Origin of the sequence: Micromonospora sp. M71_S20 (assembly GCF_003664255.1) — a bacterium.
Taxonomy (GTDB): domain Bacteria; phylum Actinomycetota; class Actinomycetes; order Mycobacteriales; family Micromonosporaceae; genus Micromonospora.
In genome coordinates this window covers 2,960,255-2,979,971 of the sequence record NZ_RCCV01000001.1, presented here as the reverse complement: position 1 = coordinate 2,979,971, position 19,717 = coordinate 2,960,255, and the positions used below count along the sequence as shown (strand labels likewise).

The window sequence follows — 19,717 nt, the reverse complement described above, 5'->3', positions numbered from 1 at the left end:
GCTCACGAGGCCGACGTCGCCTTCGCGGCGGCGCCGCCGTTGCGGGCGGCGTTCTTCGCCGCCGCGCTTTCGGCGGCGTCCAGGTCGACCGGGAGCTGGTCGGCCTCCGAGTAGGTCACCGCCGCCTTCACGAAGGAGGCGAACAGCGGGTGCGGCCGGGTCGGCCGGCTCTTCAGCTCCGGGTGCGCCTGGGTGGCGACGAAGAACGGGTGCAGGCCCCGGTCCAGTTCGACGAACTCCACCAGCCGCCCGTCGGGCGAGGTGCCGGAGATGTGCAGGCCCGCCTTGGCCAGCGCGTCGCGGTAGGCGTTGTTCACCTCGTACCGGTGCCGGTGCCGCTCGCTGACCTCGGTGCTGCCGTACGCCTCCGCGACCAGCGAGCCCTCGGCGAGCGCCGCCGGGTAGGCCCCCAGCCGCATGGTGCCGCCCAGGTCGCCCCTGCCGGCCACGATGTCCTCCTGGTCGGCCATGGTGGCGATGACCGGGTGCGCGGCCTCCTCGTCGAACTCCAGCGAGTTGGCGCCCTCCAGGCCGGCCAGGTGCCGGGCCACGTCGATCGTCATGCACTGCAGACCGAGGCAGAGGCCGAGCAGCGGGATGCCGTTCTCCCGCGCGTACCGGGCAGTGCCGATCTTGCCCTCGATGCCGCGCACCCCGAAGCCGCCCGGGATGACGATGCCGTCCACGCCGGCCAGGGCGGCCGCCGCGCCGGACGGGGTGACGCACTCGTCGCTGGGCACCCAGCGCAGCTGCACGCGGGCCCGGTGGCCGAAGCCGGCGGCCCGGATCGCCTCGCTCACCGACAGGTACGCGTCGGGCAGGTCGACGTACTTGCCGACCACGGCGACGGTGACGGTGTGCCGGGGCTGGTGCACCCGGTCCAGCAGGTCGTCCCAGCTGGTCCAGTCGACGTCGCGGAAGGAGAGGCCGAGCCGGCGCACCACGTACGCGTCGAGGCCCTCGCGGTGCAGCACCTTCGGGATGTCGTAGATGCTCGGCGCGTCCGGGGCGGCGGTGACGGCCTCGCGGTCGACGTCGCAGTAGAGCGACAGCTTCTGCTTGACCTTGTCGGGGATCTCCCGGTCGCAGCGCAGCACCAGCGCGTCGGGCTGGATGCCGATGCTGCGCAGCTGGGCCACCGAGTGCTGGGTCGGCTTCGTCTTCAGCTCGCCCGACGGCGCCAGGTAGGGCACCAGCGAGACGTGCAGGTAGAAGCAGTTGTCCCGGCCGAGGTCGTGGCGGACCTGGCGGATCGACTCCAGGAACGGCAGCGACTCGATGTCGCCGACGGTGCCGCCGACCTCGGTGATCACCACGTCCGGCACCTGGCCGTCGTCGTCCGGGTCGGCCATCGCCAGGATCCGCGACTTGATCTCGTTGGTGATGTGCGGGATGACCTGGACGGTGTCGCCCAGGTACTCGCCGCGCCGCTCCTTGGCGATCACCTCCGAGTAGATCTGGCCGGTGGTGACGTTCGCCTTGCCGGAGAGCGCCCGGTCCAGGAACCGCTCGTAGTGCCCGACGTCGAGGTCGGTCTCGGCGCCGTCCTCGGTGACGAAGACCTCGCCGTGCTGGAACGGGTTCATCGTCCCCGGGTCGACGTTGAGGTAGGGGTCGAGCTTCTGCATGACCACGCGCAGACCGCGCGCGGTGAGCAGGTTGCCGAGGCTGGAGGCGGTGAGGCCCTTACCCAGCGAGGAGGCGACTCCCCCGGTGACGAAAATGTGCCTGGTCGTCCGTGCTGAAGGGGCCAAGGCCTGCTCCCGTGTCGTCCGTCGCGGTCGTGCAGACCGCCGTGCCGATCAGCCAAGTGATCACGCGATCCACGGGATTCCACGGTAACACCTCTGCCGGCCCGCCCGCCGGGCGCACCCGCAGCGGGCTGCGGGACGTGCCGCCCCCGACTCAGGTGGCGGTGACCTCGATCGATGCCCGGCCGGCCGGCGCGCGCTTCCCCGCGCCGGTCCCGGCCGTCGGCCCGGACGCCCCGGGAGCCGGGCCCGGGGCGCGCGGGGCCGGGGGCGCCGGTGCCGCGACCGGTCCCGCGCCCGCATCCGCGGTACGGGCGGCGCCCGACCCCGCGCCGGTCGGTGCCGGCCGGTCCGGGCCGTCGCCGTCCGGCCCCCCGCCGGCGTCACCGCCCGAGCCGTCGCCCGAGCCGCCGGGCCCCTCGTCGCGCGGGCGGCCCGCGTCGGGCAGCGTGCGGTCGGTGGAGTGGTCGAGCACCCGGAGCGCGGCCAGCGCCGCCATCGGCACCACCAGGGCGGCGGCCGCGCCGGCCACGTCCAGGGCGTCGCCGCCCAGCACCCCGCCGATCACCGCGGCGACGGCGGTGCCGGCCATCGCCGCCCGCATCGCCGGATAGATGCCGAACAGCCGCATCAGCCCACCCCACGGCTGGAGCAGGGCGAACCAGACCAGCAGGGCACCGGCCAGGGCCAGCACCGTCAGCGGGCTGTTGACCAGGGTCTCGAAGTTGGCCGTGCTGGAGCGGTGAACGGTGAGCCCGCCGGTGCCGTCGCCGACGGCGGCCAGGAACCGGCCGAGGCTGCCCCGCTCGGCGGCGGGCCGGCGCAGGTCGAGCACCGCGAAGCCGATGGTGAGCGCGAGCCCGGCCATGGTGGCCCAGGCCAGCCTGCTGATCGTCAGCCAGCCACCGGCGCTGATCGCCGCGGCGACGCTCAGCCCGGCGGTCAGCGCGATCGCGCCGATCGGGTCGGAGCCCAGGTACGGGCTGCCGACGACCAGCACGGCGGCGCCGCCGACGGCCACCATCACGGGCGGCCGCCAGGACCGGCGGACCCGCTGGGCCAGCCACCCCGCGCTCAGCAGGGAGCCGGCCAGGAACACCCCGAGCCCGACGGTGCCCAGCCCGGCGTACCGGCCGCCCTCCAGGGCGGAGTAGCCGACCACCCCGTTGAGCTGGAGGCGGGCGCCGGTGAGCACGTCCAGCCCCACGGCCAGCGTGGTCAGGCCGGCCACCGCGCCGAGCGGGCCGAGGGTGCTCGCGTGCCCCGGCGCGAGCCGCACCACGGCGGTCGCGGCGACCAGCAGCAGCACGGTCACCCCGGCGAAGTAGACGCCCGCGTGGTCCCCGCGCCACCAGGGCACGGCGTCGGCCAACAGGGCGGCCGGGACGGCGAGGGCCGCCGCGATCAGCAGCAGCTCCACGACCGCCACCACCCGCCGCGAGACCGGCTCCGGGCCGTACGGGCCGGCGTGCCGGCGGGCCCGGCGCAGCAGCGGCAGCACCGCCACGGCCAGCAGCACCTGCGCGCCGGCCAGCAGGGTGAAGAACCAGTCGGCCACCCGGCGCTGGGCGGCCGCCTCCCGGTCGGCGTCCGCCGGCGCGGCGATCGCGGCGGCGAGGTCCGCCGGCCGCCCGCCGACCGACTCGGCCGGCCGGCCGAGGAAGAGCCGTTCCGGCATCGGCCGGCCCAGCGCGGTGAGCGCGGTCGGCGCGAGGTCGACCAGTTGCAGGTAGCCCTCGCGGCCGGTGCTGGCCGAGGTGAGCCACCCGCGTTCCCAGCCCGGCCCGTCGGCGACGGCGACGTGCAGCCGGGACGGGGCGTCGGTGTCGGACACCCCGGCGACGATCACCAACGAGCGGGGCGGCCGGGCTGCCAGCACCCGGGCCAGGCGGGCGTCGGCCTCGCGCGCGACCGCGGCCCGGGCCGCCGGATCCTCGCCGGTGACGGTGCCGAGGTCGACGATGCTCAGCACGCAGGAGCCGAGCAGGCCCGCCGGGTCCGCCGGGAGCGCCGGCGCGTACCGGTCGACGCGGCCGAACGGTCGGGCGGCGGCCACGGCCGCGCCGGGCCCGACCGCCACCGAGCAGCGCACCGACTCCGCCAGCGCGCCGGGCACCGTGCCCCAGGGCAGCCGCTCCTGGTTGTGCAGGACGACGCTCTCCTGGTCAGGCAGGTTCGCGCCGATGCCGTCGGGCTGCTCGACCGTCACCTGGGCCGGTGGACAGCCCCCGGCCTGGCGGCTGCCGTTCCAGGCGGCGTAGCTGCCGGCGCCGAGGGTCAGCCAACCGTCCACCGGGCAGGTCGGCCGGTGCGCGGAACGGACCGACAGGGAGCCGATCGAGCCGTTCTGGGCCATCCGCCACAACGTCGGCGTGGTCTGCGGGTCGACGTCCTCCCAGCGCAGTCCGGCGACCCCGACCAGCACCACGAAGTCGGCGGTGCGCCCGGGGGGCGACGCCTCCCGTTCGGGGCGGGCGGTCAGCGCGGTGATGCCCAGCGCCACCACGACCAGGGTCAGCAGGATCGGGGCGATTCTGCGCCGCATCACCGGCGTCCCGTCGACGGGGCGTCGGCGCCGGGAGCGGCCGGTCCGGCGCCGTGCGGGGCCAGCTCGGCGTAGAGCGCCGCCAGCTGGGCCAGGGTGTCCGCCTCGCTGGGCCAGGTGGCGGCCCGGGCGGCGCCGCGCCGCCCCAGCTCGGCCCGCCCGGCCTCGTCGTCGAGCAGGGCACGCACGGCCGCGTCGACGGCGTCCACGTCCGCCGGCGGCACCAGCACCGCGGCGTCGCCGACCAGCTCCGGCAGGCCGCCGACCGCCGTCGCCACCAGCGGTACGCCGGCCCGCATCGCCTCCTGTGCGAAGAGTTGGCGGGCCTCCCAGTCGCTGGTCACCACCGCCAGGTCGGCGCCGGCGAGCAGGTCGGCCACGTCGGTGCGGTGCCCGAGCAGGGTCACCGGGGCCCGGGCGGCGGAGATCCGGGCGGCCAACGGCAGGTACGCGGGGCCGCTGCCGGCGATCACCACGACCGGCGCCGGGGTCCGGGTACGCCACCGGGCGGCCGCGTCGACCAGCACGTCGTACCGCTTCTGCGGGTGCAGCCGGCCCACGGAGAGGATCAGCGGCCGCTCCTGGCCGACGCCGAACTCGGCGCGGACGGCGGCCCGGCGGCGGCGCGGCGCGGGCAGCGCTGGCGCGGCGACCGGGGCGAGCCGGGCGTCCGCCGCGCCCAGCGCGGTGGCCCGCTCGACCAGGTCGGTGGAGGCGCCGAGCGCCACCCGGGCGCCCCGGGCGACGACCCGCTCGACGAGGCGGGACACGCCACCGCGCAGGCCGCCGGCGAGCACCGCGTTGTGCCAGGTGACCACGAGGGGGGCGGCCGGGCGGGCGAGCACGGCGACGAGCCCGGCGCGCAGGCCGTGGGCGTGCAGCACGTCGACCGGTTCGGCGGCGAGGGCCCGGCGCAGCGCGGTGACCGCGCGGGCGTCGGCCGGGGTCGGGCTGGCCGGGATCTCCACCGGCAGGAACCGGGCGCCGACGCCCGTGAAGTCGAACTGCTCCTGCGTCGCGGCGGGGCCGCAGACCAGCACGGAGGCACCCGCGGCGGTCAGGCCCCCGGCCAGCGAGCGGACGTGCTGCCCGACGCCACCGGTGCTGGAGGCGAGCAGCAGGGCCACCGTGCCGCGCCAGCCGGGAAACGGTGCCGGCTGCGTCACCGCGACCACCCCCGTTCGTCGGTAGTCGTCGGCCGGTCACCCGTCCTGCACCCGCTCACCGGGACACCGTCTCCTTCCCGCCACCCCGTTCCGGGGGGATGTCGCCCTCGCCCGTCCCATCGGCGGGGGCCGCCGGCCCACGCCGGCCCGCCCTGCCCAGCCGCCGGAGCACCCCGGCGAGCAGCGGCGTCACGTCCCGCCGGTCGACCAGCCAGACGACGGCGAGGAACACGACGCCGACCAGGACTCCGGACAGCATGCCCTGCACGAGTGCGCCCGGTGTCGTCGGGGTGCCGCCGGTGGCCGCGTCGAGCCAGCGGGCGACGGCCGTTCCGGCGAGCGCGGCCACGGCCCCGGCGAGCAGTCCTGCGGCGCCGGCCCGGCCCGCTCCGGCGAGCGCGGGGCGCCCGGCCGAGCGCCGCACCGCTACGAGCAGCAGCCCGCCGAGCAGCACCATCCCGACCGAGTTGGCCAGGGCGACCGCGAGCACCCGGTCCGCCACCGGCAGGAGGACCGCCAGCGGCACCGCCACCACCGGCACCGCCAGCCAGCCGGCGGTGATCGCGAAGGTCGCCGGGCGGGTGTCGCCCCGTGCGTAGAGGGCGCGGGAGAGCACCGCGAAGAGGCCGTAGCCGAGCAGCCCGGGGGCGAAACCGACGATGGCCGCGGCGGTGGAGCCCGGGTCGCCCGGGTAGAAGAACGCGGCGACCGGCGCGGCCGTGCCGACCAGTGCCGCCGCGCCGAGGCAGCTGAACAGCAGCACCCCACGCACGGTCGAGGAGAGCGTGCGCCGGTAGTCCTCGTCCCGCCCCGCCGCGGCTGCGGTCGCCAGCGTCGGGTACGCCGCCACCGCAAGGGGCACCGCCAGCACCGCCCAGGGCAGCAGGTACATGGTCTGGGCCAGGTTGAACACCTGCGGCGAACCGGTCGGGCCGCCGGAGACGCGGTTGAGCAGCACCAGCAGCGCGAGCTGCTGCGCGGTGACGGTGACGGCCCCGGCCATCGCCAGCCCGCCCACCCGCGCCCGGGCGTCGGGCGGGAACGCGTAGCCGGGGCGCAGCCGCAGACCCAACCGACGCAGCGGGATCAGCAGCGACAGTGACAGCACCACCACGCCCAGCGTGGTGCCGGCGGACAGGATCAGCTCACTGCCGCGGCTCACCTGCGCCACGCTCGCGCCGCGTCCCTCGGCACCGCCGAAGGCGAGGTAGACCACGATCACGGTGAGGCTCGACAGCAGCGGCGCGATCACCGGCCAGGCGAAGCGGCGGTGCGCCTGGAGCACCCCGGTGAGCACGATGCCGACGCCGTAGAGCGGCAGCTGCGGGGCGAAGACCCGCAGCATCCGCGCCCCGGCCGCCAGCTCGGCCTCGGAGCGCCCCTCGCTGAGCAGCGACACGATCGGGCCGGCCGCCACCGCGACCAGGACGGCCAGCGGCACCAGCAGGGTCACCGTCCAGGTGAGCAGGGCCCCGGTGGTGGCGGACACCGCGCGCCGGTCGCCGGCCGCGACCGGCCCGGCCAGCAGCGGTACGACCAGGCTCGCCAACGCGCCACCGGCCACGATCTCGAAGATGATGTTCGGCGCGGTGTTGGCGATGACGTACATGCCGCCGAGGTCGCTCTTCTGCACGACCCAGGTGAAGACGGCGGTGCGACCGAAGCCGGCGAGCCGGCTGAGGACGGTGAGTACGGCGATGAGCGCGGCCGCTCCGGCGACACGGCCGGCGCCGGCGAGGGGTGCCGGGGTCGTCACGTCAGTCGGCGCGCCGGCCCAGTGCGTCGAGCTCGCGCAGCCCGGGGGTGCGCTGGATGACCTGGGTGAAGCTGACCTTCTCGCTGGCCGCGGTGAGGCCGGCGAGCACGGCGAGCAGCCCGGCCCGCCCGAGAGGCCCGGTACGCGCGGCCAGCGCCACACCGAGCAGCGCGCCGAGCGCGTTCGCGCCGCTGTCGCCGAGCATCACGTCCTCGCCGAGGTCGGCGGGGAGCAGGCCGGCGGCGGCGCCGACGGCACCGGCGGCGATCCCGCCGTGCGGGCCGCCGGCCAGCGGGGCGCCGAGCAGGAGGCCGGACTTCAGCGCCCGGCCGGGCCGCAGGTCCAGCAGGTTGAGCAGGTTCGCCGTGCCGGCGATGACACCGGCGCCGAGCAGCACGTCGACGCCCCGGCGGAGCGGGCCCTGCCGCTGGCGGCGCCGGTGCGCGGCGACCCGGGGGTCGGCGGCGAGCAGCGCGGCGGCGCCGAGGCCGGCGGCCCCCACTCCGACGACCTTGACCAGCCCGGCGGTGACCCGGCCCTCGCGCAGCGCGGCCAGGTGCCCGGCGAAGCCCTTGGCCGTCTTCTGCTCCGGCCGGGCGCCGACCACGTCGTCGTAGAGGCCGACGGCCCCGGCGCCCACCCCGGCGACCAGGGCCGCGGCTCCCGAGGGGCCGCTGGAGGCGCCGAACGCGCCCGTCGCGGCGGCGCCGGCCGCGAGTGCGGGGCCGGCGGCCAGGGTCACCGTGCGACCGCGGAAGTTGGTCCGGTCGAGCGCGGGCCCGGCCGGTGAGGTGCGCACCTCGCGCAGCGCGTACCGGGCGGCGGCGGCGCCCGCGCCGGCGATCAGCAGTCGACCGAGCAGGCTCACGCGCGTCCCTCCCGCCGTACGTCGGCGAAGCTGGATCCGGACACCGGGGTACGTCGTTCGCTCACTGGGGCAGTCTAGGCAGCAGGGTGGCGTTGTCGGCGACACCGTACTGACCGGCCTTCTTTTCGGTGACCTGTTGCACCAGCGCGAGGGCGGTGACCAGCTGGCCCTGGTTGGTGTTGGCGTTGTCGACGGTCGAGATGGTCTGCACCAGCACGGGGTCGCTCCGGACGGCGGCCACCAGGTTGCCCCCGGCCGAGCCGTTGCCGCCGACGACGATCGTTCCGGCCTGGTCGAGCTGCTCGGCGACCATGAGCACCGACTCGTCCTTCTTCGCCGAGTCCTTGTCCACGTACGGCTGCCCGCTGACCAGCACGACGGCCTCCGCCGACGCGGTGACCGGCTTCTCGGTGGTCAGGTAGTTGGCGTTGTTGTAGGCGGCGAGCACCGCCCGCCGGTCGGCCTCGCTGACCGGGGTCGCGCCGGGCGCCCGGTCGAGCAGCACGCTGGCCAGCAGGGCGGTCGACGTCTCCACGCCGTGCCCGTTGCCGGGCAGCCCGGCGGTCGGCGCGCTCGTGGGGCGCGCTGCGGTGACCGCCAGCTCCAGCAGGTTGTTGTTGTTGTCCGGGTTGATGAACTTGTCCTGCAGGTCGATGCGACCGGTCACCTGGGCCCCGGCGAGCTGGAGCATCTTGACCACGCCCTCGGTGTGGTCGCGCCCGGTGGGCAGGCTGACGACCAGCACGCGCTTGCCGGTCAGCGTGCCCGGCAGGACGACCTCCGCGATCTGGGCGGCGAACTCTTCCTCGAGCTCGAGTTCCTTCTCCATGTTCTGGACCGCCTGGCGCATCAACTGGTTGTCCTTGCGCAGCCCGTTGACGTTCTCCTTGAGCGAGTCGGCCACCGGCCCGTTCAGGGCGGCGGTGCCGACCACCAGGCCGATGGCCAACGCGAGGAAGACAGCGGTCAGGGACACCACGTGGTACCGGAAGTTGATCACACCTGTCGCCTCTTGGTCGGTGGGACGCTAGAAAAGCTGTTCGAGCTGGAACACGAAATTGTTCCACCACTCGGAGACCACGCCCAAATACGCCTTGCCGACGGTGGAGACCGCCACGGCCGAGGCCATCGCCGCGATCGCGGAGAGCACCAGCAGCAGCAGCGACGACCCGGAGATGCTCTGCCGGTAGAGCCGGCTCACGCCCTTGGCGTCGACCAGCTTGCCGCCGACCTTGAGCCGGGTCAGGAACGTGGAGGCCATCCCGCCTCGGCCCTTGTCGAGGAACTCGACCAGGGTGGCGTGGGTGCCGACGGCGACCAGCAGCGAGGCGCCCTTCTCATCGGCCAGCAGCATGGCCAGGTCCTCGCTGGTCGCCGCCGCCGGGAAGGTCACCGCCGGGACCCCGAGGCCGTTGACCCGGGCCAGGCCGGGCGCCCGGCCGTCCGGGTAGGCGTGCACGATCACCTCGGCGCCGCAGCGCAGCACGTCGTCGGTGACCGAGTCCATGTCGCCGATGATCATGTCCGGCGTGTAGCCGGCCTCCACCAGCGCGTCCGCGCCGCCGTCGACGCCGATCAGGACCGGCTTGAACTCGCGGATGTACGGGCGCAGCACGTCCAGGTCGGCCTTGTAGTCGTAGCCGCGCACCACGATCAGGCAGTGCCGCCCCTGCATCTCGGTCTGGATCTCCGGCACGCCGACCCCGTCGAGGAGCAGGTCGCGCTCCTGCCGGAGGTAGTCCATCGTGTTGGCGGCGAACGCCTCCAACTGGACCGAGAGCCCTTCCCGGGCGTCGGCCATCGACTTGGCCACCGTCTCGGCGTCCTGGAGGCTGCCGTGTGCCACCGGCTCGTCGCCGAGGAAAACGGTGTTGCCTTCGATCCGGACGGTGTCGCCCTCGCGGATCCGCTCGAAGACCCCCTCCCCCAGGTCGTCCAGGAGCGGGATGCCGGCGGCGACCAGCACCTCGGGCCCCAGATTGGGGTAGCGGCCGGAGACCGACGGCTTCGCGTTGAGCACGGCGCCGACACCGACGGCGACGAGCGAGTCGGCGGCGACACGGTCGAGGTCGACGTGGTCGATGACCGCGATGTCACCGGGGCGGAGCCGGCCGACCAGGCGTTTTGTCCGGCGGTCAAGGCGTGCGGTGCCGAGGATCCTGCCCGGTTCCGCGTTCCGGGTCCGGCGCAACGTGGGTAGACGCATCGTGACCATCCTGGCATGTGAGGCAGGCAATTCTGTCGCGACATGCCTGAGCAGGGCCGCCTACCCAGGGAAGCACACTAACGCGCAGGCTGGTGTGCCTGTGCTCACAATCGCCGGCCTCACGGGCGCCTTTCGCGGGCCGCCACGGCGAGAAGCTCCTCGGCGTGGGCGATACCCAGGTCGGAGTCGGGCAAACCCGCGAGCATGCGGGCGAGTTCCCGGGCGCGCTCGGTGTCCTCCACCACCCGGACCCCGCTCGTGGTGACCGCCCCGCCCGTGTCCTTCGCCACCACCAGGTGCCGGTCGGCGAAGGCGGCCACCTGCGGCAGGTGCGTGACGACCAGCACCTGGTGGCTGCGGGCCAGCCGGGCCAACCGCCGGCCGATCTCCACCGCGGCCTGGCCGCCGACCCCGGCGTCGACCTCGTCGAAGACCAGCGTGGGCGGACCGCCCGAGCCGGCGAAGACCACCTCGATGGCGAGCATCACCCGGGACAGCTCGCCGCCGGAGGCGCCGCGCTGCAACGGCAGCGAGGGCGCGCCCGGGTGGGCCAGCAGCCGCAGCTCGACCTCGTCGCCGCCGTCCGGGCCGACGCCGACCTCGGTGCCGTTGACCGTCAGGGTCGGCTCGGTGCGGCCGGCCGCGCGGGGCAGCACCGCCACCTCGATCCGGGCGTGCGGCATGGCCAGCCCGGCCAGCTCCACGGTGACCTGCTCGGCGAAGCGGGTCGCCGCCTCCTGCCGCGACGTCGACACCCGGCCGGCCAGGTCGGCCACCTCGCCGGCCAGCCGGGAGGCCTCCCGGTCCAGCTCCTCCAGCAGGTCGTCGGAGGTGTCCAGGTCGGACAGCCGGGTGCGGGCGTGCTCGGCCCAGGCGATCACCCCGTCGACGTCGTCGGCGTACTTGCGGGTGAGCGCGCGCAGCGCCGCCCGCCGCTCGTAGACGGTCTGCAACCGGGCCGGGTCGGCGTCCAACGCGGCGAGGTAGGCCGACAGCTCGGCGGAGACGTCCGTGACGAGGGTCGCCGCCTCCTCCAGCCGCCCCGCCAGCTCACCCAGCGCCGGGTCCGTGCCGGCCTGCGCCTCCAGGGTGCGGCGGGCGGTGCCGAGCAACGCCGCCGCGTCCGGGGTCTCGTCGGTCGCCTCCACGCCGCCGGCCACGCACTGGTGGGCCACCTGCGCCGCGGTGCGCAGCCCCTCGGCGTGCTCCAGCCGCTGCGCCTCCGCCTTCAGCTCGTCGTCCTCGCCGGGCTGCGGGTCCACCCGGGTGATCTCGTCGAGGCCGAGCCGCAGCAGGTCCGCCTCCTGGTTGCGCTCGCGGGCGTTGCGCCGCCGGTCGGTCAGGTCGTCGACCACCGCGCGCCAGCGGGCGTACGCCTCGCGCAGCGCGTCGAGCAGCTTCTCGTGCTCCGGGCCGGCGAAGCGGTCCAGCGCGGCCCGCTGCTCGGCCGGCCGCAGCAGCCGCAGCTGGTCGGACTGGCCGTGCACGGCCACCGCCTGCTCGCCCACCTCGCCGAGCATCGACACCGGCATGCTCCGGCCGCCCAGGTGCGCCCGGGAGCGGCCCTCCACCGTGACGGTGCGACTCAGCAGCACCGAGCCGTCCTCGTCGGGCTCACCGCCCGCGTCGGTGATCCGCGCGTGCACCGTGGCGGCGACGCGGCCCTCGAGCCGCAGCCGGCCCTCGACCACCGCCCGGCCCGGCTGGGCGCGCACCCGGCCGGCGTCGGCGCGCCCGCCGAAGAGCAGGCCGAGGCCGGTGACCACCATGGTCTTCCCCGCCCCGGTCTCGCCGGTGATGACGTTCATGCCGCCGGTCAGCGGCAGCGTGGTGTCCTCGATGACGCCCAGTCCGGTGATGCGCAGCTCTTCCAGCACAGCAACCGACAGTAGACGCGGCCCCCGACACTTGACCAGCCGGCGTGGGCGCGCCGGTGCGTCCGCCCGCCGACACCCCGCCGGGGCAGCCCGGGTGCGGCCCGTCGGCGCCGCCCGGGCCCCCGGGTCACCGGCGGTTGCCGCGCCAGCCGTGCACGGGCAGGTCGAACTTCGCCACCAGCCGGTCGGTGAACGGGCGGTCCCGCAGCCGTACGACGCGCACCGGCAGCGCGCCGCGCCGCACGGTGACCCGTGCCCCGGGCGGCAGGTCGTAGACCCGCCGGCCGTCGCAGGACATCACGGCGAGGGTGGTGAACGGGTCGACCGTGATGGCGAACGTGGAGGTGGGCGCGGTGACCAGCGGCCGGCTGAACAGCGCGTGCGCGCTGATCGGCACCAGCAGCAGGGCCTCCACCTCGGGCCAGACCACCGGCCCGCCGCCGGAGAACGCGTACGCCGTCGAGCCGGTGGGGGTCGCGCAGACCACGCCGTCGCAGCCGTAGCGCGACAGCGGGCGGCCGTCCACGTCGACGAGCAGCTCCAGCATCTGGGCGCGCTCGCCCTTCTCGACGCTGATCTCGTTGAGCGCCCAGGACTCGATGGTCGGGCCGCCGTCGAACTCGGCCGTCACGTCGAGGGTGAGCCGCTCGTCGACGGTGTAGTTACGCTCGACCACGTCGCGTACCGCGCTGTCCAGGTCGTCGATCTCGGCCTCGGCGAGGAAGCCGACCTTGCCGAGGTTGATGCCGATCAGCGGCACCTTCGCCGGGCGGGCCAGCTCCGCCGCCCGCAGGAAGGTGCCGTCCCCGCCGAGCGCGAAGACGATCTCCGCGCCCTCGGCCGCCTCGGGGCCGGTCATCGGCACCACCCCGGGCAGGTCGAGGTCGTCGGCCTCCTCGGCCACGACCCGCACCTCGAAGCCGGCCGAGATCAGGTCGGCGGCGACGGCGCGGGCGTGCTCGGTGCTGCGCCGGCGACCGGTGTGCGTCACCAGCAGCGCCGCGCGGCTCACCGGGACGGCCGTCCCGTCACGCCCGCGCGGCCTCCGCGCGGCACGCCCGCGACCGCGGGGCTCGCCAGCTCACTCACCCGGCCACCTCCTCCGTCGCCGCGTCCGGCAGGTCGCCGGACGGCACCGGACCACCCGGCCCGGCGGTCACCACCGCGCGCACCCGCTCCGGGTCGGCCGGCGGTGCGCCCCGGCGTAACCATACGAAGAACTCGACGTTGCCGCTCGGCCCCGGTAACGGACTCGCGGCCACGTCGGCCAGGCCGAGGTCGAGCCGGGCCGCCGCGGCGGCCACGTCGAGCACGGCCTCCGCGCGCAGCGACGGGTCCCGGACCACCCCGCCGGCGCCGACCCGCTCCTTGCCGACCTCGAACTGCGGCTTCACCATCAGCGCCAGGTCACCGTCGGGCCGGGTGCAGCCGGCCAGCGCCGGCAGCACCAACCGCAGGGAGATGAACGACAGGTCGGCGACCGTGAGGTCGACCGGGCCGTCGACGACCTCCGGCGTCAGCGTACGGACGTTGGTGCGCTCGAAGACCCGCACCCGGGGATCGTTGCGCAGCGGCCAGGCGAGCTGCCCGTAGCCGACGTCGACCGCGACCACCTCGGCCGCGTCGGCGCGCAGCAGCACGTCGGTGAAGCCGCCGGTGGAGGCGCCCGCGTCCAGGCACCGCCGGCCGGCCACCGTCAGCCCACCGGGGGCGAAGGCGGCCAATGCGCCGGCCAGTTTGTGTCCGCCCCGGGAGACGTACTCCGCGCTGGGGTCCTCGCCGGTGACCAGGAGTGGATCGGCGGGGTCGACCATCGCGGCGGGCTTGCGGGCCGGTACGCCGCGCAACTGGACCCGGCCGGCCTCCACCAGCGCGGCGGCCTGTTCCCGGGACCGGGCCAGCCCGCGGCGGACGAGTTCGGCGTCCAGCCGGTTACGACGTGCCATGCGTGGTTCTTCTCCGGTCGGGTCAGGTCTGGTCGATGGTGGCGAGGGTTTCCCGCAGCGTCTCGTACGCCGCCTCGTACTGCGCGATCTGGTCGGCCGGGGCGAGTGTCGCGGCGTTGGCCATCGCCCGTACGGCGGCGTCCACCGCGGGATGCCGGTCCTCGCCGAGGTCCTCGACTGGTTCCGGCAGCGACGGCGGACCGGGGCGCGGGCCCGGCCGGGCCCCGGGCGGCGGGCCGGGGCGGAAGGCACCGGTCGCCGGGCCGTGGCCGGCACCCGGCGGGCCGGGGCGGGCGCCGGGTGGCGGGCCGGGCCGGAAGGGGCCGCTCACGACCCGCCCCCGGCGAGGGCCGGGCGCGTCACGCCTCGCCCTCCGGCGGCCGCTTGCGGGCCGGTGCCTTCTTCGCCGGCCGGACCGGCTCCGCGGCGTCCTCGGTCGGGGCGAGGGCCGACGGCGTCCGCTTGGCCACCGCCTTCTTCGCGACCGCCTTCTTGGCCAGCGCCTTCTTCGCGACGGCCGGCCTCGCCACCGGGGCGGGGGCCGCCGAGGTCGGTACGGCCGGCTCGGCGGCGCCCGGGGCGGGCGACGGCCCGGCACCGGCGGGCACCGGGTGCGCCGGCTCCGCGGTGCCGGCGGGCACGGGCGGCGGGGCGCCGAGGGTCGCCCTGGCGTCCCGGAGCTGGCGCTCCAGTTCGTGCACCCGTCGGGTCAGCTCGGCGACCTCGTCGGCGGTGGCGAGCCCCACCGCGCCGAGGGCCCGGTCCACTTCGAACCGCACCAGCTTGGTCAGCGCCTCACGGTTGGCCGCGCCCGTGGAGACCAGCTCCTCGGCGAGGGTCTGCAGCTGGGCGGCGGTCGCCCCGCCCGAGCCGACGACCCGGCGAACCGCGTCCTGGGCCTTCTTCCGGGGCGCCTCCGTCAGGCCCATGGCCAGCTCGAGGTAGGCGCGCCACGCGTCCTGCATGCCTGATTCCTTCCGCGGGGCGGGGGTGTGCAGGTGCCACGCTACCGGGGACCTCACGACGCCCTGTGCGGTACGGTGCCGGGGACGGCGTGGCGAGCGGTGAGGGGGCGATCGTGGCCAGCGTGGACGAATGCCGGCAGGCGTTGCGGGATCTGGCGGCCCGGCTGGACCGCAACGCGGAGACGGTGCGGGAGAAGGTCGACTTCGACCGGACGCTGGCCTGCCGGATCACCGACCTGGAGACGGCCTTCCACGGCCGGCTCTCCGGCGGCCGCCTGGTCGACCTGGCCGACGGCGACGACCCGAAGGCCAAGATCGCGCTGAGCACCAGCAGCGACGACCTGCTCGCACTGGTCCGCGGCGAACTCGACATCACCCGCGCGGTCACGTCCCGGCGGGTGTCGATCAAGGCCAACCCGCTCGACCTGATGAAGCTGCGCAAGCTGCTCTGAGGTCACCGGCGCGGGGCGGGGCGGTCGGCCCCGCCGACGCGCAGCGCATCTCCGACCGGTGGTGCCGGCGGACGTCAGCCCGACAGGCCGAGTTCGGCCAGTGCCTTCTCCGCCTCGACCGAGCCGGGACGGATCGGCGCCGGCCGCGTCGACCAGGCGGCCGCGCAGAGCGCCGCCAGGGCGTCCAGCGGGCGGCCCGACCCGGACAGCTCCAGCGCGTCGTCCCGCGAGGCCACCGACCATCCGCCGGCGTCGGCCGGGCCCGGGACCCGCACCACGGCCGCCGGGTCGAAGAGCCCCGCCAGGTCCATCGAGACGTACGTCGGCCTGCGGTGCGCCGGGGCGGCGAGCAGCTCGGCCGCGTCACTCACGCCGGTGAGCACCAGCAGGCTGTCCAGCCCGGCCCGCCGGGCACCCTCGATGTCGGTGTCCAGCCGGTCGCCGACCAGCAGCGTCCGGCCCTCGCCGGCACGGCGGGCCGCCGTGGTGAACAGCGCCGGCTCGGGCTTGCCGACGACCACGTCGGGATCCCGGCGGAGCGCGGTGCGCAGCACGGCGACCAGGGCACCGTTGCCCGGCAGCGGTCCGCGACCGCTGGGCAGGGCCGGGTCGGTGTTGGTGGCGACCCAGGTCGCGCCGCCGCGTACGGCCACCGACGCCTCGGCCAGGTCCGCCCAGCAGACCTGCGGGCCGAACCCCTGCACCACCGCGACCGGCGACTCGTCGGCCCGCGACACCGGGGTCAGCCCGACCGCGCGCAGCTCGGCCCGCAGCGCCTCGGTGCCGACGACCAGCACCGGAGCGCCAGCGGGAAGCTGATCGCGAAGCAGCTCGGCGGCGGCCGCCGCGGAGGTGAGCACCTCCTCGGGCCGGGCGGGCACGCCCATCCCGGTGAGCAGGTCGGCCACCTCGCTGGAGCGGCGCGAGGCGTTGTTGGTCGCGTACGCCACCGACCGGCCCTCGGCGTGCAGCCGGCCGACCGCCTCGACCGCACCGGGGACCGGCCGGTCGATCAGGTAGATCACGCCGTCCAGGTCGAAGACGACCAGGGCGTACCCGTCGACCAGCCGCTCCCCGGCACCCGTCGTCATCGCCGCGCGGTCTCCGACTCGCCGGAGGCGGTGGGCTCGCCACCGTCGGTGGCGGTCCCGCTGCCGTCGCCGGGCGTCCCGGCGGCGACGGCGCCCGCCTCGTCGTCGGTCAGCTCGTCGTCGGCCAGGTCGTCCGACGGCACCGCCGCGACCGCGGCCTCGTCCTGCTCGTCGTCCTCGTCGTCGTCTTCGTCTTCGAGGTCCTCGTCGTCGAGGTCCTCGTCGTCGAGGTCGTCCTCGTCGTCCTCGTCGTCGAGGTCGTCCTCGTCGTCCTCGTCGTCGAGGTCGTCCTCGTCGTCCTCGTCCTCGGCGTCGTCCTCGTCGGCGTCGTCTTCGTCGGCGGTCGGCTCCGTGTCGCCGGCGAGGTCGGCGTCCGGTCGGGCCGGCACCGCACCCGGGGCGCCGGGGCCGGCGGCGATCGACTCGGCGGACTCCTCGTCCTCCTCGTCGCCCTCGATCAGCACGCCGTCGAGCTCCAGCAGCCGCTCGGCGGCGTCGGTCTCGCCCTCGGTGTCGACGTCGGCGGCCCGGGAGAACCACTCGCGGGCCTCGTCGCGACGACCGACCGCGAGCAGCGCGTCGGCGTACGCGTACCGCAGCCGGGCCGTCCACGGCTCGGCCGTCTCGGCCGTCAGCTCGGGAACCTGGAGCATGGCCACGGCGGCGTCCTTCTGGCCTAGGTCGCCGCGCGCCCCGGCCGCCACGATCAGCAGCTCGGTCGCCACGGCCTGATCCAGCTTCTCCCGGTCCGCGCCACGGAACAGGTCGATCGCCCGCTCGGGCCGGCCCAGCGCCCGCTCGCAGTCCGCGAGCACCGCCAGGTGGCTCTGCAACCCGCTCATCCGGTGGTACGTACGCAGCTCCGCGATCGCGGTCTGCCACTCCCCCGCGTGGTACGCGGCCAGGCCGACGGCCTCGCGGACGGCAGCGATCCGGGACGCCAGCCGACGGGCCGCCAGCGCGTGCGCCAGCGCCTCGGTCGGGTCCTCGTCGATCAGCTGACCCGTCGCCACCAGGTGCCGGGCGACCGTCTCGGCGACCGGCTTCGCCAGCGAGAGCAGCTCGGCCCGGACGTCCTTGTCGAGGTCGGTCGCGACGATCTCGTCGGGCAGCGCGGGGGCCGCCGTACGCTCCCCCTCCGCCGCCGGACGCTCCCGCCGCTCGTCGCGACGCTCTCCGCCCCGGAAGCCGCCCTCACGACGGTCATCCTGCCGTTCTCCACCCCGGTAGCCGCCCTCGCGGTCACCGCCACGGAAGCCACCCTGCCGGTCGCCACCGCGGTAGCCGCCCTCGCGGTCACCGCCACGGAAGCCACCCTGCCGGTCGCCACCGCGGTAGCCGCCCTCGCGGTCACCGCCACGGTAGCCACCCGGCCGGTCGCCACCCTCGCGACGGTACCCGCCCTGGCGGTCGCCGCCCTCGCGACGCTCACCGCCACGGAAGCCACCGTCACGGTCGCCGCCACGGAAGCCGCCCTCGCGGTCACCGCCACGGAAACCGCCCGGACGGTCGCCACCCTCGCGACGGAAGCCACCCTCACGCGGCGGACCCGAACGGAAACCACCCTCACGACGCTCGCCGCCACGGAAACCGCCCGGACGGTCACCACCCTCACGGCGATCGCCACCGCGGTAACCGCCCTCGCGGTCACTGCCACGGAAGCCACCCGGACGGTCGCCCTCGCGACGGTCGCCACCGCGGAAACCACCCTCGCGGTCACCACCACGGAAGCCACCCGGACGGTCGCCACCCTCACGGCGATCCCCACCGCGGAAGCCGCCCTCGCGGTCACCACCACGGAAACCGGCCGGGCGGTCGCCACCACGGAAACCGGCCGGGCGGTCGCCACCCTCGCGGCGGAAGCCACCCTCACGCGGCGGACCCGAACGGAAACCACCCTCACGACGCTCGCCGCCACGGAAACCGCCCTCGCGGTCACCACCCTCGCGACGGTCACCGCCACGGAAGCCACCCTCACGCGGCGGACCCGAACGGAAACCACCCTCACGACGGTCACCACCGCGGAAACCACCCGGACGGTCACCACCCTCGCGGCGCTCGCCGCCACGGTAGCCACCCTGGCGGTCGCCGCCCTCGCGCCGGTCGCCGCCGCGGAAACCGCCCTCGCGGTCACCGCCCCGGTAGCCACCCGGACGGTCACCACCCTCGCGACGGTCACCGCCACGGAAGCCACCCTCACGCGGCGGACCCGAACGGAAACCACCCTCACGACGCTCGCCGCCACGGAAACCACCCTCGCGGTCACCACCACGGAAACCACCGTCGCGGTCGCCCCCACGGAAGCCGCCCGGACGGTCGCCACCCTCACGACGGTCACCGCCACGGAAGCCACCCTCACGCGGCGGACCCGAACGGAAACCACCCTCACGACGGTCACCACCGCGAAAACCACCGTCGCGGTCGCCCCCACGGAAGCCGCCCGGACGGTCGCCACCCTCACGGCGGTCGCCGCCGCGGTAGCCGCCGGATCGCTCGTCACCGTCCCGACGGAAGCCACCTTCGCGGCGGTCTCCGCCCCGGAAGCCCTCACGGTCGCCGCGGAAGCCGCCCTGGCGGTCGCCGGCGTCCCGACGAGGGGCGCCACCACCGCGGGAGTCTCCGTCACGCGGACCGGACCGGAAGCCGCCCTCTCGGCGGTCGCCACCACGGGAGTCGCCACCACGGGAGTCACCGTCACGACGGTTGCCGCCAGCGTACCCGCCGCGCTGGCCGCCCCGGTCCTCCCGGTACGGGGGCCGGTCGTCGCGGCGCGGTGCTCCCTCGCGCCCACCCGAACGGTCTTCGTAGCGACGGGGACGATCTCCGCCCTGCGATCCTGAACTCACAGGTACATCCTTCCTCATTGCGTCACCCACGACGCTAACGCAGTCGAGGGCCGACCCGGATGGGGCGGCCCTCGACTGGAAAAGTTGTCCGGCGGTGTCCTACTCTCCCACACCCTCCCGAGTGCAGTACCATCGGCGCTGGAGGGCTTAGCTTCCGGGTTCGGAATGTGACCGGGCGTTTCCCCTCCGCCATGACCGCCGTAACTCTATCGACATGTCAAACAACACCACAACACGAGTGGTCTGTT

Annotated in this window: 16 protein-coding genes and 1 rRNA gene; 2 read left to right on the top strand and 15 right to left on the bottom strand. The window is 75.6% G+C overall.

Annotated elements, in window-relative coordinates; all coding sequences use genetic code 11:
- Positions 1-2 precede the first annotated feature (2 nt).
- From DER29_RS13530 to DER29_RS13475, 12 genes are all read right to left on the bottom strand, one after another.
- Complete coding sequence (locus DER29_RS13530) at positions 3-1,754, bottom strand: CTP synthase (protein ID WP_121397667.1); 1,752 nt, start codon at positions 1,752-1,754, stop codon at positions 3-5.
- A 151-nt stretch (positions 1,755-1,905) separates the two neighbouring features.
- A complete protein-coding gene (locus DER29_RS13525) occupies positions 1,906-4,296 on the bottom strand; it encodes a hypothetical protein (protein WP_121397666.1) in 2,391 nt (796 codons plus the stop codon).
- On the bottom strand, positions 4,296-5,462 hold the full coding sequence (locus DER29_RS13520; protein ID WP_121399197.1) for a glycosyltransferase family 4 protein: 1,167 nt from the start codon (positions 5,460-5,462) through the stop codon (positions 4,296-4,298). Before DER29_RS13520 ends, DER29_RS13525 begins: the two co-directional genes overlap by 1 nt.
- Before the next feature lie 55 nt (positions 5,463-5,517).
- On the bottom strand, positions 5,518-7,218 hold the full coding sequence (gene murJ, locus DER29_RS13515) for a murein biosynthesis integral membrane protein MurJ (protein ID WP_121397665.1): 1,701 nt from the start codon (positions 7,216-7,218) through the stop codon (positions 5,518-5,520).
- Between the two features lies 1 nt (position 7,219).
- Positions 7,220-8,086, bottom strand: coding sequence for a hypothetical protein (locus DER29_RS13510; protein ID WP_121397664.1), 867 nt, complete (start codon positions 8,084-8,086; stop codon positions 7,220-7,222).
- 61 nt (positions 8,087-8,147) lie between these two features.
- On the bottom strand, positions 8,148-9,086 hold the full coding sequence (locus DER29_RS13505) for a copper transporter (RefSeq protein ID WP_121397663.1): 939 nt from the start codon (positions 9,084-9,086) through the stop codon (positions 8,148-8,150).
- 27 nt (positions 9,087-9,113) lie between these two features.
- Entirely contained in the window at positions 9,114-10,292 is a 1,179-nt protein-coding gene (gene steA / locus DER29_RS13500; RefSeq protein WP_121397662.1) for a putative cytokinetic ring protein SteA, read from the bottom strand.
- A gap of 119 nt (positions 10,293-10,411) precedes the next feature.
- Positions 10,412-12,169, bottom strand: a complete 1,758-nt coding sequence (gene recN, locus DER29_RS13495; protein ID WP_121397661.1) for a DNA repair protein RecN — start codon at positions 12,167-12,169, stop codon at positions 10,412-10,414.
- 127 nt (positions 12,170-12,296) lie between these two features.
- Entirely contained in the window at positions 12,297-13,181 is an 885-nt protein-coding gene (locus tag DER29_RS13490; protein WP_121397660.1) for an NAD kinase, read from the bottom strand.
- 73 nt (positions 13,182-13,254) lie between these two features.
- A complete protein-coding gene (locus DER29_RS13485) occupies positions 13,255-14,115 on the bottom strand; it encodes a TlyA family RNA methyltransferase (protein ID WP_121397659.1) in 861 nt (286 codons plus the stop codon).
- A gap of 22 nt (positions 14,116-14,137) precedes the next feature.
- Positions 14,138-14,446: a hypothetical protein gene (locus tag DER29_RS13480; protein ID WP_121397658.1), complete on the bottom strand. Its 309-nt coding sequence runs from the start codon at positions 14,444-14,446 to the stop codon at positions 14,138-14,140.
- Between the two features lie 28 nt (positions 14,447-14,474).
- Positions 14,475-15,080, bottom strand: coding sequence for a phasin family protein (locus DER29_RS13475; protein WP_121397657.1), 606 nt, complete (start codon positions 15,078-15,080; stop codon positions 14,475-14,477).
- A gap of 113 nt (positions 15,081-15,193) precedes the next feature.
- On the opposite strand from DER29_RS13475, the gene DER29_RS13470 reads away from it, so the two are divergent.
- Positions 15,194-15,532: an SCP2 sterol-binding domain-containing protein gene (locus DER29_RS13470; protein ID WP_121399196.1), complete on the top strand. Its 339-nt coding sequence runs from the start codon at positions 15,194-15,196 to the stop codon at positions 15,530-15,532.
- A gap of 74 nt (positions 15,533-15,606) precedes the next feature.
- Here DER29_RS13470 and DER29_RS13465 read toward each other — a convergent pair whose 3' ends face one another.
- Both DER29_RS13465 and DER29_RS13460 read right to left on the bottom strand, forming a co-directional pair.
- A complete protein-coding gene (locus tag DER29_RS13465) occupies positions 15,607-16,623 on the bottom strand; it encodes an HAD-IIA family hydrolase (RefSeq protein ID WP_121397656.1) in 1,017 nt (338 codons plus the stop codon).
- Positions 16,620-17,636, bottom strand: a complete 1,017-nt coding sequence (locus DER29_RS13460; protein WP_370040070.1) for a tetratricopeptide repeat protein — start codon at positions 17,634-17,636, stop codon at positions 16,620-16,622. Before DER29_RS13460 ends, DER29_RS13465 begins: the two co-directional genes overlap by 4 nt.
- A 3-nt stretch (positions 17,637-17,639) precedes the next feature.
- Here DER29_RS13460 and DER29_RS34530 point away from each other — a divergent pair, with 3 nt between their 5' ends.
- On the top strand, positions 17,640-19,463 hold the full coding sequence (locus DER29_RS34530; RefSeq protein WP_199729489.1) for a hypothetical protein: 1,824 nt from the start codon (positions 17,640-17,642) through the stop codon (positions 19,461-19,463).
- A gap of 92 nt (positions 19,464-19,555) precedes the next feature.
- On the opposite strand, the gene rrf is transcribed toward DER29_RS34530, so the two are convergent.
- Positions 19,556-19,672, bottom strand: a 5S ribosomal RNA gene (rrf, locus tag DER29_RS13455).
- Between the last annotated feature and the right edge of the window lie 45 nt (positions 19,673-19,717).